Source organism: Streptomyces sp. NRRL S-244, assembly GCF_000717915.1.
GTDB lineage: Bacteria > Actinomycetota > Actinomycetes > Streptomycetales > Streptomycetaceae > Streptomyces.
Genome location: NZ_JOCX01000021.1, coordinates 25,006 through 38,186, shown reverse-complemented (window position 1 = coordinate 38,186; position 13,181 = coordinate 25,006). Strand labels below are relative to the sequence as shown.

Genomic DNA, 13,181 nt, shown 5'->3' with positions numbered 1-13,181 from the left:
GCGTACGGGTCCAATCAGGCGGCGACGGGCCGGCGCAGGCGGGCGCGCAGGTCGCGGTGGATGGTGTCGGCCTTGGCGGCCATCTGGCTGAAGGAGGTGGCGCTGCCGATGCCGTGCCGCCACTCGGTGAGTCCGTCGAGGTAGATCCCCACCTCGCAGTCGTCGGTGGTACGGGCGCGGTAGGCGCGGGTGACCTCGGGGCGGCCCTGCGCGTCCAGGCGCAGGTGGGGGACGAAGGCGGCGAGCTGCCGGGGCAGGGCGGCCTCGCGGTAGCCGGTGCAGACGATCACGGCGTCGGCCTCGATCAGGCCGCTCTCGCCGGTGAAGACCTCCGCGGTGCGCAGCAGCACCCGGCCGTCAGGGGTCTCGTCGACGGCGGTGACCTCGGTGCGCTTGTGCATGTGCAGGCGCTGCCGGCCGGTGAACCGGTCCTGGTAGACGGCCTGGTAGAGGGCGGTGGAAACGTCGGGGTCCACGGCCGCGTAGTTGGTGGCCCGGGCCTGGTCCAGGGCGCGTTCGCGCTGCTCGCCTTCGAGCCCGTAGAAGTAGTCGGTCTCGTCGGGGAAGTACACCTCGTTGCTGAAGTGGCCGAGCTCGTACATCCGGAAGCCCGCGTGCCGTACGACCGAGTGGATCTGTGCGTCCGGGTACTGCGCCGCCAGGTGCAGGACGATCTCGCCGGCGGTCTGCCCGGCTCCGATGACGGCGATGCTGCGCAGCGGGCGCTCGCCCAGGGCGGCCAGTGCCGGCAGCAGCTTCGAGGCGTGGAAGACCCGCTCGCCCAGGTGCGGGCGCAGCAGCTCCGGTACGTACGCCTCGTGGCCGGTGGCGAGCGCGATGTTGCGGCCCTCCACGGTGTGCAGGGAGCCGTCGCGGGGGTCCCGGGAGAGCACGCGGGCGGTGCGGACGCGGCCGTCGGCGCCGGTGACGGGCTCGACGCTCAGCACCTCGCGGTGGTGGTCGACGGCGCCGCGGACCTGGCGGGCGGCCCACTGCACGTAGTCCGACCACTCCAGGCGGCTGACGTAACCGCCCATCAGCGTGAACGGGTAGAAGCGGCCGCTCTGCTGGAGGTAGTGGGGGAAGGTGAAGCGGGAGCGGGCGTCGCGCGGGGTGGCGAAGTCGCGCAGGAAGTGGTGCTGGATGTCGGTGCCGGGCAGGACCAGGTTGGGCTGCCACGCGGAGTCGGCGGCCTTCTCCAGGTAGCGCGCGGCCAGGGGGGCGGCGCCGGTGGCGTCGTCGTGGTCCTCGACGGCGGCGGCCAGGGCGATCCCGGAGGGGCCGAACCCGGCCACCACCAGGTCCTGGACGGTGGTGTCGTGCGTGGTCATCGGGCACCCGCCGTCGTCAGGCCGAGCGCGGCCAGGGCCGCGGTCAGGGATGCGCGGATGATCCGGCCGGCCTGGTCGATCTCGCGGGCCGAGCAGTTCAGCGGCGGCAGCATGCGCACGACGCAGTCGTCGCGGCCGCCGAGCTCGATGATCAGACCGCGGCTGACGGCCTCCCACTGGACCTGCTTCGCCAGCTCGTCGGCGGGCAGCCCGGTCTGCGGGTCGGTCAGCTCGACGCCGGTCATCAGGCCGAGGCCGCGCACGTCGGCCACGTACGGGGTGAGCTCGCGCAGGCCCTGGAGGTGGACCATCAGCTGGTCGGCGCGGGCCCGGACGTTCTCCAGGACGCGCTCGCGGCGGACGACCTTCATGGTGGCGACCCCGGCGGCGAACGCGGGCTGGTTGCCGCGGAACGTGCCGGAGTGGGCGCCGGGCTTCCAGACGTCCAGCTTCTCGTCGTAGAGGATCACGGAGGCCGGCAGGCCCATGCCCGACAGGGCCTTGGAGGCGCACACGACATCGGGCTCGATGCCGTACTGCTCGAAGGCGAACCAGGTGCCGGTGCGGCCGCAGCCGCTCTGCACCTCGTCGACGATGAGCGGGATGCCGAGCCGCCGGGTGACCTCGCGGATCCGCTGGACGAACTCGACCTCGGCGGGGATCACCCCGCCCTCGCCCTGCACCAGCTCCATGATCACGGCGGCGGGCAGGGTGATCCCGCCGTTGACGTCGGTCAGCGCCTTCTCCAGGAACGCGGCGCAGTTGACCTGGCAGTCGTCCCGCTTCAGACCGAGCGGGCAGTTGTGGCAGTTGGAGTACGGGAAGAAGTGCACGCCCGGCATCCGGCCGCGGACCGGCTCCTTCTGCTCGACGAGCCCGGTGACGCTCAGCGCGGCCAGGGTCGCCCCGTGGAAACCGCCCTGGAAGGTGATGATCTCCTCGCGGCCGGTGGCGGTCTTGCACAGCTTGAGGGCGGCGTCGACGGCGTTGGCGCCGGTCGGCCCGCAGAAGTGGATCCGGGTGCGCTCGCGCATCGGCTCCGGCAGCATGCCGATGGTCAGGTCGGTGAACTCGTCCTTGACCGGGGTGGGGAAGTCCAGCCCGTGCACGAACTCGTCGAGCTGGCGGTGGGCGGCCGCGAGCGGCTCGGGATGGTTGTGGCCCAGGGAGAGCACCCCGGCGCCGCTGAGGAAGTCGAGGAAGACGTTCCCGTCGAGGTCCTCCACGTACGAGCCCTTGCCGCGGCGGATCGCCATCGGCAGCTTGCGCGGGTAGGAACGGGAGTTGGACTCGCGGCCGGCCTGGCGGTCCAGCAGCTCGGCGCTGCGCGGACCGGGCAGCGGGCCGGTGATCACGGGGGCGGTGTAGACCCGCGGGGCCGCGACCGGGGTGTCGATGGTGGCAGTCATGGGGAACGGGGACCTTTCCGGTCAGGCGGCGGCGAGTACGGCGCTGCGGTCGGCGGCGGTGGTGGCGGCGCCGGTCAGGCGGGCGGTCAGGGCGTCGGTGAGGGTCGCGGCGCGCAGCGACAGGAGGCTGAAGGAGCCCGCGTCGCCGATGCCGTGGCTGGACTCGCACAGGCCGTTCAGGAAGAGCGGCGGGGTGCCGTCGGCGACCGGTTCGAGCGCGTAGTCGGCGGACACCCGCAGGCGGCCGTCCGGCTCGGTGGCGAAGAGCTCCGCGAGCGGGGCCATCAGCGGCGGGCACAGCTCCTCGTGCGGGCCGGGGCCCATGTTGCGGAAGCCGGTGGCGAGGACCGCGAAGTCCACGGTCTCGCCGATCCGCTCGCCGGTGGTGCGCTCCAGGAAGTCCAGCGCGACCCGGTCCTCGCCCGCCGGGGCCACGCCCACGGCCTCGTGGTTGCCGCGGACGAACACCTTCTGATCGCCGTCGAGCTCCTGCTCGTAGATCGTCATGTAGAGATCGCGCAGCACGTCGCCGTCGGCGGAGGAGTAGTTCGTGCCGTGCATATACGCGTCCAGGGCCTTCTTGCCCTCGCGGGAGGCCCGGAAGTAGTACTCGGTGAACTCGGGGAAGTAGCCCTCCTCGCTGAAGGGGCTGGTGTCCTTCAGGCGCAGCGAGTGCGAGCGCGTGTACGTGGTCACCTTGGTGCGCGGGAACCGGCGGTGCAGGTCCAGGGCGAGCTCGACGGCGCTCTGGCTGCCGCCGATGACGGCCACCGACTCGGGGGTCCGCCCCGCGCCGGTCAGCTCCGCCAGCTTCGGCAGGTACTGGGTCAGGTGGAAGACGCGCGGGGTGCGCAGCGTGTCGTACGGGGCCGGGACGTACGGGGTGCGGCCCGGGCCCATCACCAGCGTGCGGCCGAGGTAGCGGCTGCCCGACATGGTGGTGACCTCGTAGAGGCGCTCGCCGAACTCCTCGACGATCTCGACGCGGGCGGCCCGCTGGTTGCAGTCGACCAGGTGCGAGAAGAACCCGGCGGCCCAGCGGATGTAGCCCGCGTACTCCTTGCGGAGCGGGAACTCCGAGGGGAGGTTGAGGTGGCGCAGCAGCCGGCCCTGCTCGTGCAGGTAGTTCAGGAAGGTGTAGCGGCTGCGCGGGTTGCGCAGGGTCACCAGGTCGCGGCTCGGGTGGTTCTGGATGTCGGAGCCGTCCAGCAGCATCCCGGGCTGCCACTCGGGGCTCGGGCGGGCCTCCAGGAAGCAGGCCGTCAGCGGCGATTCGCGCTCCTCCAAGGCGATCGCGAGGGCCAGGTTCGCCGGGCCGAAGCCGATGCCGAGGATGTCGTGGACGGGAGTCGTGCTCGCACTCATCGGGTGGTCTTCCTTGCCTTGACAGTGGTGAGGGTGGGGTTTCCGTCGAAGTCGATGCGCAGGCCGGTGATCCGGTCCGCGGCGTGGACCCGCTGGTCGGTCCGGTACCAGAGCGGGATCAGCGCCAGGTCCGCCATCGCGGTACGGTCCGCGCGGCGCCAGGCGTCGGCGCGCTCGGCGGGGTCGGTCGAAGCGCGGGCGTGTGCCACGAGGGCGTCGAACTCCGCGTTCACGTAGCGGCCTTCGTTGTCGCCGTGGGCCGTGCCCTCGGCATCGGGCGCCGTGCACGAGGAGTGCAGCAGCGGGAAGAGCATGTTGTCGGGGGTCGGGTAGTCGCAGGCCCACCCGGCCCGGCAGAACCCGGCCGCCGCGATCGAGGTGCGGTGGTCGACCAGCCCGCGGGCGTCGGTGCGCAGCAGCTCGATCCGCCAGCCCAGGACCTCCTCCAGGCCGCGGGCCAGCGCCTTGACCCAGTCGTCGTGCCCGGCGCCGGTGTTGTACGCGAACTCGATGGGGCTGCCGGGCCCGAGGCCCGCCCGCAGGGCCGCCGCACGGGCCCGCGCGGGGTCGAAGACCGACCAGCCGGAGTCAGGAGCCAGTTCGCTCTGTGGGGTGTGGGCCTTGCCGAACCAGGGAGAGAGCAGGGAGTGGGCCGCGCTGCGCCGCCCCTGGAAGTACGTGTCGATCAGCCCCTGGCGATCGATGGCCGCGGACAGGGCCCGGCGGGCGTCCAGCGAGTCCATCGGCGCCTGGTGGCAGAACGGGATCAGGTAGAAGAGGCCGGCGCCCTCCTGCTCCAGGAATCCGTCGAGAGCGTCCGCCTCGGCGGTGCGCGCCGGGGGGATCCGGGCGTAGTCGTACGTGCCGGCCAGGAAGCGCCCGTACTCGTCGTCCAGGCCGGTGACCGCATCGAGGATGTCGATGTGCACCTCGCGCACCTCGGGCGCGGGCCCCGCCCACAGGTCGTTGCGCTCCAGCCGGATGGCCACCCCGTGCTCCCAGGGGCCGGCCATCTTGAACGGGCCGTTGCCGACCGGGAGATCGTTGTACTCCGGGTTCAGTGCCGGGCCGGCGCACTCCGGCACGGGGCTGAAGATCGGCTGGAGGGTCTTCAGATCGAACTGCACGTCCGGCTCGGACAGTTCGACCACCAGTGTCGTGTCGTCCACCGCGGTGAAGGAGCGCACGCCCGCCAGGTGGTACGCGGTCTCCGTGTTCGCCTCGGGGTCCAGCGCCCGCGCCCAGCCGCGTACGAAGCTGTGCGCGGTGACCGGCTCGCCGTTGCTGAACACCGTGCCGGCGCGCAGCGTGAAGGTCCAGGTCGTGGCGGTCGGATCGCTCTCCCAGGACCGGGCGGTGGCCGGGATCGGCGCGCCGTCCTCGTCGAGGGCGAGGAGTCCGGTGAACAGGGCCTTGCAGACGAGGATTCCCTCCCCTTCCTGGGCCTTGTACGGGTCGATGGCGGTGGGCTCCGTGATTCCCATCCGGAACACGGGGTCGTTGGCGTGCACGTGGGGCTCTTTCCGCGGTCGGTGGAGTGTGGGAGTGAAGAGGGCCGGGCGAAGTCCCGGGCGTCGGGCGATGTTTCACGTGAAACAGCGGGCGATGTTTCACGTGAAACACCGCCCCGGGTCGGGGCCGCGCGGGCGGTCAGGCGGCCGGTACGACGACCACGTCGAGCCGCTCGTCGAGGTCGGCGGCGATCCGCTCCACCCGGTCGATGTCGGCGGCGCTCCGGTAGGGCGCGGCCACCGCGAGCGAGCCGGCGATCTCGTACCAGCCCTCGGGGGCGCGGCGCAGCCGGTCGCCCGGCTTCGAGGCGGGGATGTACGAGCGGAAGTACGGGGAGTGCGTCGCGTCGCCGGGGTTGTTGCGGACGAGGGTCCCGGTCCGGTACGCGAACTTGATGCAGGTGGCGGCGCGCGGGGCCGCGGCCCGGAGCACCTCGCCGTCCAGGAGCGCGCCGAGGGCGGACGCGTCGTCCCCGGCGAGCACGGCCTTGGCGTAGAGGCGAACCGCGTCGATGCCGTGGACCTCGCGCAGGTTGCGGTAGTTCTGGCCGCCGCTCATCCGGGTGGCGAACTCCACGACCCGGTAGCGGCCCTCGGAGTCCTGCCGGAACTCGGCGTTGAACAGGCAGTGCCGCACGCCCAGGCCCGCCACGATGCCTTCGGCGACCGCGACCAGCTCCGGCTCCTCCTCCGGGGTGCGGAACGGGAGGGTGTAGAAGTCCTCCTCGAAGTACGGGCCCGGCATCTGCATCTTGTTGGTGACACCGACCAGGTGGAACGTGCCGTCCAGGACCACCCCGTCGAGGGTGACCTCCTTGCCCGGGAGGAACTCCTCCAGCAGCGCGATCTCGGGGCCGTCACTGGGGAAGTAGCCGCCCCACTCCTCGGCGAGGCGGGCCACGTCGGTCAGCGCCCGCTCCAGCTCGGCGCGGTCGCGGACCAGGCTGACGCCGATGCTGGCGGCGAGCGCGCTCGGCTTGACGATGAACGGGTACGTGAAGGCCTCCGCGGCGGCGAGACCCGCCTCGACCCCGGTGACGCCCGCGAACTTCGGGCCCGGCAGGCCGTGCCGCTCCAGGAAGGAGCGCTGGAGCTGCTTGTCGCGGGAGATCAGGTCGGCCTCGGGGCGCGGCCAGGCGTACCCGAGGAGCTGGTTGACCCGGGAGGTGACGGCGATGTCGCTGTCGTAGAAGGTGATCGCCGAGGCGATGCCCAGCCGGCGGGCCGCGGTCGCGCAGAACTCGGCGAGCTCCGCCCCCTCCAGCTCCTCCGGGATCGGTACGACGTTCGCGAACCGGCCGTCGTCGGCGGCCTGCGCGACCCGGGTCGCCAGGTGGATCTCCAGACCCATCCGCTCCAGGGTCTCGATGTGCTCGCGGTGCCACGCGTACGTGTTCCGCATGATCAGCAGGATCTTCATGACGCGGTCTTTCCATGGGAGAGGGAGGGGGAGGGGGTGGTGACGACGGTGACCTTCTCGGTGAGCCGCTCGGCGGTGGCGACGGCGGCCTCGGTGTCCGCCCCGGTGACCAGCACCTGGCCGACCCGGTCCCAGTTGCCGCGCAGCTCCCCGACGGTGTCGCCGGGCAGCACGGCGGTCTCCACGTCGATGACGTCGGGCAGGGCCCTGGCATCGTCCGCGCCCTGGATCTCCACGACCGTGCCCGGCTCGGCGGACAGGAAGCGGGTGGCCGCCGCGTGGCGGGGGACGGGGCGCTCGGTGAGGGCGGGGATCAGCCCGAACTGCCAGGCCACGATCCACTCTTCGAGGTCGATGCCGTAGACCGAGTCCAGCAGGTCGAAGATCCGGTCGCCGCCCATGCGGTTGTGGCTCTCGATGATCTGCGGGCCCGTCGGGGACAGCCGCAGCTCGGTGTGGGCGGCCCCGTCGGTGAGGCCCATCGCGTCGAGGAAGCGGGCGACGGCCTCCTCGACACGCCGCTCGTCCGCCGGGTCGAGGCGGGCCGGCAGGGCGTGGCCGAGCTCGATGAACCCGCCGCAGGTGAGCTTTTCGGTCACCGCGAGGACGATGTGCCGCCCGGCGAACGAGAAGCTCTCGACGCTGTACTCGGGGCCGGGGATGTACTGCTCGGCGATGAACCGGCCGATGGTGAAGAACGCCCCCCACTGGAGGTCGGTGCGGGCCCGCAGGGCCTCCACCCCGGCCCAGGCCTCGGCGGCCTGCTCCGGCCCGTCGATCCGTACGACGCCCAGGCTGGCGGTGGCGTCCACGGGCTTGAGCACGAACGGGTAGCCGTACTCGGCGCCGAAGCCGGTCAGCGCCTGCGCACTGTCGACCTCGGAGGCGGCCACCGACAGGGCCCGCACCTGCGGGGAGGGGGACGCGGCCAGGTGACGGCGCATCGCGTGCTTGTCGCGCAGCAGCTCGGCGACCTGCTCGGAGGTGTTGCCGAGCCCCAGGTGGTCGCTGATCCGGCCGGCCGGGACCAGGCCCGGCTCGGTGATCGAGGCGACCCGGGTGAACCCGTACGCCTGCTGCGCGGCCTCCACCAGCGGACGGGTGACGTCCCAGTCGGTGTAGTCGGCGATGAGGACGGCCTCGGCCAGCTCGGCGGCCTCGGGCACGAACTGGTCCTTGTGCTGGATCAGCACGAAGCGGATTCCGAGGGCCGCCGCCTTCCGCAGCGTCTGTATCCGTCCGCCGACGACGAGAAGCATGTGTTCGGTCATGGCCAGAACACTGCAGCAGAATTCCCGGCCGGGAAATGGATTCGGGCTGGCACAAGCATGCCCGGCACGAATGACGCAGCAGCCGCTCATGGGCGATCTCGAAACGGGCTCATCCGGTGCCCAGGCAGGAATGTGCCAGCCCCCTTTGTGCCAGCCCTCAGCCCTGGGCAGGGCCTTGACCGGCGGGTTTCATGGTGGACGCCACCGCATCCGTGATGCATCCCCGATCGAGAAGGGCGATGCGTCCCCCGATCGAGAAGGAGCCCCCATGGCCGGCGAGGCCCCCTTGCGCCGACGATTGCAGGACCTGCCCAGAAGCGCCTGGGTGATCTTCTCCGGAATGTTCCTCATCAAATTCGGCAATTTCCTGAACGTATTCCTGGTGCTCTTCCTGGTCGCCCAGGGGTTCTCCGCATTCCAGGCCGGCGTGGCCCTCGGCGTCGTCGGAGTCGGCGCCTTCATCGGCAACGCCGTGGGCGGCACGGTCGCCGACCGGTTCGGCCGGCGCACCGCCATCGCCGTGTCGATGTTCGGCAGCAGCGCCGCCACCGCCCTCGTCCCGCTGACGGACGGGCTGTTCGCGACCACCGCGCTGGTCGGGCTCGTCGGCGTCTTCGCCCAGCTGTACCGGCCCGCGGCCGGCGCGCTGCTCGTCGACGTGGTCCCCGAGAAGCAGCGGGTGACGGCCTTCGCCGTCCTGCGGCTCGCCATCAACGTCGGCATGGCGGTCGGCCCGCTCGTCGGCGGCCTGCTCAGCGGGGCCTCGTACACGTACGTCTTCCTCGGCGACGCGCTGTTCTCCTTCGCCTTCGGCGTGCTCGCGCTGAGCACGCTGCCGGGCGGGCGCCCGCCGGTCGAAGCGCCCGCGCCGGACGCGGCCGCCAAGGGCAAGGGCAAGGGCAAGGGGGGCTACCGGGAGGTGCTCTCCGACCGCCCGTACCTGCTCTTCCTCGGCTCGATGGTCGCCGCGACCTTCGTGTACGGGCAGTCCACCGCGACCCTCCCGCTGCACGTGACCGACGCCGGGTTCGACAACAAGGTGTACGGCCTGCTGCTCGGCCTCAACGCCCTGCTCTGCGTGGTCGTCGAACTCCCGCTCACCAAGCACACCGAGCGCCGCAACCCGCGCCGGGTGATCGCCACCGGACTCGCCCTGCTGGGCATCGGCATGGCCCTCACGGGCGCGATGCAGGCCGTCTGGCTGCTGGCGCTGACGGTGGTGGTGTGGACGGTCGCCGAGACCGTGTACACGCCGATCGCCAACGCGTACCCCGCCGAGTTCTCACCGGCCCACCTGCGCGGCCGTTACCAGGGCGCGGAAGGCATCGCCCACACCCTCGGCGGCGCCCTCGGCCCGGCCGTCGGCGGCCTCCTCTACAGCATCTCGCCGCCGCTGCACTGGACGGTCTGCGCGGCCGTCGCCGGCGTCGGCGCCCTCCTGATCCTGGGCGCCAACCCGGGCAACCGCGGGGAGGTGAGCACCCCGAAGCCCGCCGAAACCCCTGAACCGGCCCCGGCGGCCTGACCACTTCCAACGCCGGATCCGCGGCATCCGGATCCGCCGCATTCGTAGCCGCGGTTCCGCGCTCGCAGCATCCGCACCCGCGGTATCCGTAGCCGCGGTTCCGCGCTCGCAGCATCCGCACCCGCAGCATCCGTACCCGCCCAGCCCACCCGAAAGGCACCTCCGCATGACCACCCGCACCGCAGCCGGCACCGACGTCCACCGGATCGACATCCCCTCCGCCACCGAGGACCCGGCCGCCTACGTCTCCGCGCTCCTCGAAGTCGCCGGCGAACGCGACGCCTTCGACGTGCTCGCCAAGACCCCCGTCTGGGCGGCGCGGCTCTTCGCCGACCTGCCCACCGAGCTCGCCGAGACCGTCCCCGAGCCGGGCGAGTGGCCCGCCGCCTTCATCGTCGGCCACCTCTTCGACGTCGACATCGTCTACGGCTTCCGCTGGCGCCTCGTGGCCACCGAGGACAACCCCGTCTACCCCGGCTACGACGAGCAGCTGTGGGCCCCGCTGCCCCGGCTCCCGTTCCGCCGGATGCTCGACGCCTGGACCGGCCTGCGCGCCTCCAACGTCGCCCTCCTCGCCGCGCTCCCGCCCGAGGACTGGCAGCGCACCGGCCGCCACGGCGAGCAGGGCGGCGAAACGATGGAGGTCATGATCCGCAAGGTCATCGGCCACGACATCGCGCACATCAACCAGATCTACCGGGCCATCCGCCTCGTCCGCGAGGCCGCCGGCCTCGACGTCACCGAGCTGGACGCCACGTACGAATCGCTGGGCCTGCGCTGACCCCGCGTCTCCTTCCGTCCACCGCCTCCAGAGAGAACACCGCCGTGACCACCGTCGCCCACAAGCCCGCCCCCGACACCATCACCTCCGTCGGCCCCGACCTCCGCGACGCCCTGCGCGAGCAGCGCTACGCCCTCGTGTCGGCCGCCGACCTGACCCTGTCCCCCGAGCTCGCCGCCGCCTTCGACGGCCTCCAGGCCTCCTGGGGCCGGCTCACCCCCGACACCCACTTCGGCGGCGGCGACCGCGCCGTCCGCACCCGCCGCTACAGCGACTTCACGTACGTACCCGCCACCGGCGAGCTCGCCCCGCTCGACCACGTCGCCTACTACCAGAGCGAGGCGATGAACGCCTTCGTCGGCGGCATCGAGCGCCACTTCGGCGACGTCGAGGAGTCCACGTACCGCAACCCGCTCTTCCAGGCCCTGGTCCGCTACGACTTCGACAACCTGCCGATCGAGGACGAGTACCGCGACCGCGCCTGGGTCTGCCAGATCCACCAGATCCGCATCGAGATCAACCCGGGCCAGTACAACGAGCTGGTCCCGGAGGGCATCCACTCCGACGGCTACCCGTGGGCCGGCCTGCACCTCATCTCCCGCGTCGACGTGGAGGGCGGCCACAGCACCGTCTTCACCTGGGACGAGGAGCCGCTCGCCAAGGGCACCTTCCTCACCCCGCTCGACTCGCTGATCTTCGAGGACCGTGCCATGAAGCACCACGTCACCGGCCTCAGCGCGGCCGAGGACAAGGGCGGCCACCGCGACGTCCTCGCGATCTCCTTCTCCCTGCCCGGCTCCCCGTACGAGACGCTGGTCTGATGAGCGCCGCAGCTCTGGCGCTCGACGAGCCGCACGTACTGGTCGGGCCGTACGAGCCCCGGACGTCCGCCCCCGCACCGGCCGCTCCGGTCGCCCCGGTCGCCCTGGTCCCACCGGCGGTCTCCGAGCCCATGACGGCGGCCGACATCCCGCAGGTGATCGAACTGCTGCGGGCCGCGCCGCAGGCCGCGTACTGCGAATGGGAGGACGAGCGGCTGCTCTCCGGGCACCTCGCCCACTCCTCCGACCTCTGCCGGGTGATCCGCACCCCCTCGGGCCGGGTCGTCGCGGCGCTGCTCGCCGGCTCGTTCGGCGTACGGGGAAGCATCAGCCACGCCGTGGTCGACCCCGGCCACCGCAGGCTGGGGCTGGCCCGGGTGCTGGCGGTCGACACCCTCGCGGCCTTCCGCCGCCGCGGGGTCAACCGGATCTTCCTCGCGGTCCTCGACGGGAACGAGGCGGCGACCGCCCTCTGGACGGGCGTGGGCTTCCGCCCGGCCCTGGGAGAGAGGACCTTCGAGTGCGATCTGTAGCGACCGACCCCCCGGCCCCGGCGCACCACGCCGCGGCCGGGGTGCCCGGGGCGGGGGCCGTCCGACCGGCCGCCCCCGCCCCGGCCGGGCCGGCCGGTGCGCCCCACGCGCCCCACCCGCCCCGGGCGACCCGCGCGCCCCGGGGAGCCTGGGCTGCGGGCTTCGGGCAGGCCGTCCCCGTGATGCTCGGATACGTGCCGGTGGCCTTCGCGTTCGGCGTGCTGGGCCACACCGCGGGCCTGCCCTGGTGGGCGATGGTCGCCATGTCGGCCTTCGTGTACGGCGGTTCCTCGCAGTTCGCGGCCCTCCAGCTGCTGGCCGTCGGAGCCGCCCCGTACGCCATCGTCCTGACCACCTTCGTGGTCAACCTGCGCCACCTGCTGCTGTCCGCCGCGATCGCGCCCCGGCTCGCCGGGTGGCGCCGCCGCGAGCAGGCGCTCTTCGCGTACGAACTCACCGACGAGGCCTTCGCGGTGCACTCCGCCCAGTACGCGGACCGCGCTGAGCGCCCCAAGGCGGAGGTCTTCACCTTCAACACCGCCGTGCACGCCTCCTGGGTGGCGGGCACGCTCGCGGGCGTGCTGGCCGGGGACCTGGTCACCGACGTGGAGGCACTGGGCCTCGACTACGCCCTGCCCGCCATGTTCATGGCCCTGCTGGCGGCCGGGATCATCGCCGACCGGCGCGGGCTCGCCGTCGCCGTCGTCGCGGGAGGCGGGGCGGTGGGCCTGACCCTGCTCGGCCTCCAGTACTGGGCCGTGCTCGTCGCGGCGGCCGTCGCGGCCACCTTCGGCCTGGCCATCGCACCCCGGCAGGGGCGCGCCGACGACAGCGAAGCCCTCGGTACGGAAGGAGCACCGGGCCGATGAGCGACCTCACGCTCGCCCTGACCATCGCCGGCATGGCGGCCGTCACCTTCGGCCCCCGCCTGGTGCCCACCCTCTTCCTCGCCGCGGCCGCCCTGCCCCGGCCCGTCGTGGTCTGGCTGCGGCAGGTGCCGCCCGCGGTGATCGCCGCCCTGCTCGCCCCGTCCCTGTTCGCACCTTCCGGCACGTTGGACCTCGGGCCCGGCAACCACGGCCTCTGGCTGGCCGTGCCGACGCTGCTGCTGGCCTGGCGCACCCGGAACTTCTACCTCACCATCGCCTTCGGCATCGGGTCCCTGGCCCTGCTCCGCCTGGCCACGGGCTGAAGCAAGCCGTCTTTCCGGCCTT

Annotated in this window: 12 protein-coding genes; 6 read left to right on the top strand and 6 right to left on the bottom strand. The window is 72.5% G+C overall.

Going from position 1 to position 13,181, the window contains the following annotated elements:
* Window positions 1-14: 14 nt before the first annotated feature.
* From IF02_RS0123575 to IF02_RS0123550, 6 genes are all read right to left on the bottom strand, one after another.
* Window positions 15-1,331, bottom strand: a complete 1,317-nt coding sequence (locus IF02_RS0123575; protein ID WP_030160072.1) for a SidA/IucD/PvdA family monooxygenase — start codon at window positions 1,329-1,331, stop codon at window positions 15-17.
* Window positions 1,328-2,740, bottom strand: coding sequence for a diaminobutyrate--2-oxoglutarate transaminase family protein (locus tag IF02_RS0123570; RefSeq protein WP_051696491.1), 1,413 nt, complete (start codon window positions 2,738-2,740; stop codon window positions 1,328-1,330). The genes IF02_RS0123575 and IF02_RS0123570 overlap by 4 nt, the downstream gene beginning before the upstream one ends.
* Window positions 2,741-2,761: 21 nt before the next feature.
* Window positions 2,762-4,105 (bottom strand): lysine N(6)-hydroxylase/L-ornithine N(5)-oxygenase family protein, encoded by a 1,344-nt coding sequence (locus IF02_RS0123565; RefSeq protein WP_030160069.1) that lies wholly within the window; start codon window positions 4,103-4,105, stop codon window positions 2,762-2,764.
* On the bottom strand, window positions 4,102-5,616 hold the full coding sequence (locus IF02_RS0123560; protein ID WP_051696490.1) for an ABC transporter substrate-binding protein: 1,515 nt from the start codon (window positions 5,614-5,616) through the stop codon (window positions 4,102-4,104). The genes IF02_RS0123565 and IF02_RS0123560 overlap by 4 nt, the downstream gene beginning before the upstream one ends.
* Before the next feature lie 139 nt (window positions 5,617-5,755).
* Window positions 5,756-7,036: an ATP-grasp domain-containing protein gene (locus tag IF02_RS0123555; RefSeq protein ID WP_030160066.1), complete on the bottom strand. Its 1,281-nt coding sequence runs from the start codon at window positions 7,034-7,036 to the stop codon at window positions 5,756-5,758.
* Complete coding sequence (locus IF02_RS0123550; RefSeq protein WP_030160065.1) at window positions 7,033-8,307, bottom strand: ATP-grasp domain-containing protein; 1,275 nt, start codon at window positions 8,305-8,307, stop codon at window positions 7,033-7,035. Before IF02_RS0123550 ends, IF02_RS0123555 begins: the two co-directional genes overlap by 4 nt.
* 340 nt (window positions 8,308-8,647) lie before the next feature.
* Between IF02_RS0123550 and IF02_RS0123545 the strand changes: the two genes are divergently transcribed.
* The 6 genes from IF02_RS0123545 (at window position 8,648) to IF02_RS0123520 (ending at window position 13,159) form a co-directional block, all read left to right on the top strand.
* The gene (locus IF02_RS0123545) at window positions 8,648-9,832 is read left to right on the top strand and encodes an MFS transporter (RefSeq protein WP_158708546.1); all 1,185 of its coding nucleotides are present in this window, start codon (window positions 8,648-8,650) and stop codon (window positions 9,830-9,832) included.
* A 166-nt stretch (window positions 9,833-9,998) separates the two neighbouring features.
* Window positions 9,999-10,613 (top strand): DinB family protein, encoded by a 615-nt coding sequence (locus IF02_RS33260; RefSeq protein WP_051696488.1) that lies wholly within the window; start codon window positions 9,999-10,001, stop codon window positions 10,611-10,613.
* 44 nt (window positions 10,614-10,657) lie between these two features.
* Window positions 10,658-11,434, top strand: a complete 777-nt coding sequence (locus IF02_RS0123535) for a 2OG-Fe dioxygenase family protein (protein WP_051696487.1) — start codon at window positions 10,658-10,660, stop codon at window positions 11,432-11,434.
* Entirely contained in the window at window positions 11,434-11,967 is a 534-nt protein-coding gene (locus IF02_RS33255) for a GNAT family N-acetyltransferase (protein ID WP_051696486.1), read from the top strand. Before IF02_RS0123535 ends, IF02_RS33255 begins: the two co-directional genes overlap by 1 nt.
* Window positions 11,955-12,836: an AzlC family ABC transporter permease gene (locus IF02_RS0123525; RefSeq protein ID WP_199809270.1), complete on the top strand. Its 882-nt coding sequence runs from the start codon at window positions 11,955-11,957 to the stop codon at window positions 12,834-12,836. The genes IF02_RS33255 and IF02_RS0123525 overlap by 13 nt, the downstream gene beginning before the upstream one ends.
* Window positions 12,833-13,159 carry an AzlD domain-containing protein gene (locus IF02_RS0123520; protein WP_030160057.1) on the top strand — a complete coding sequence of 109 codons (327 nt, stop codon included), beginning with the start codon at window positions 12,833-12,835 and terminating at the stop codon, window positions 13,157-13,159. The genes IF02_RS0123525 and IF02_RS0123520 overlap by 4 nt, the downstream gene beginning before the upstream one ends.
* The last annotated feature ends 22 nt before the right edge of the window (window positions 13,160-13,181 follow it).

What these genes read in the sequence shown, in the direction of transcription:
- IF02_RS0123550 (WP_030160065.1), bottom strand. Translation starts at nt 8,307, where the DNA reads ATGACCGAACACATGCTTCTCGTCGTCGGCGGACGGATACAGACGCTG.
- IF02_RS0123570 (WP_051696491.1), bottom strand. Translation starts at nt 2,740, where the DNA reads ATGACTGCCACCATCGACACCCCGGTCGCGGCCCCGCGGGTCTACACC.
- IF02_RS33255 (WP_051696486.1), top strand. Translation starts at nt 11,434, where the DNA reads ATGAGCGCCGCAGCTCTGGCGCTCGACGAGCCGCACGTACTGGTCGGG.
- IF02_RS0123565 (WP_030160069.1), bottom strand. Translation starts at nt 4,105, where the DNA reads ATGAGTGCGAGCACGACTCCCGTCCACGACATCCTCGGCATCGGCTTC.
- IF02_RS0123545 (WP_158708546.1), top strand. Translation starts at nt 8,648, where the DNA reads ATGTTCCTCATCAAATTCGGCAATTTCCTGAACGTATTCCTGGTGCTC.
- IF02_RS0123575 (WP_030160072.1), bottom strand. Translation starts at nt 1,331, where the DNA reads ATGACCACGCACGACACCACCGTCCAGGACCTGGTGGTGGCCGGGTTC.
- IF02_RS0123520 (WP_030160057.1), top strand. Translation starts at nt 12,833, where the DNA reads ATGAGCGACCTCACGCTCGCCCTGACCATCGCCGGCATGGCGGCCGTC.
- IF02_RS0123555 (WP_030160066.1), bottom strand. Translation starts at nt 7,036, where the DNA reads ATGAAGATCCTGCTGATCATGCGGAACACGTACGCGTGGCACCGCGAG.
- IF02_RS33260 (WP_051696488.1), top strand. Translation starts at nt 9,999, where the DNA reads ATGACCACCCGCACCGCAGCCGGCACCGACGTCCACCGGATCGACATC.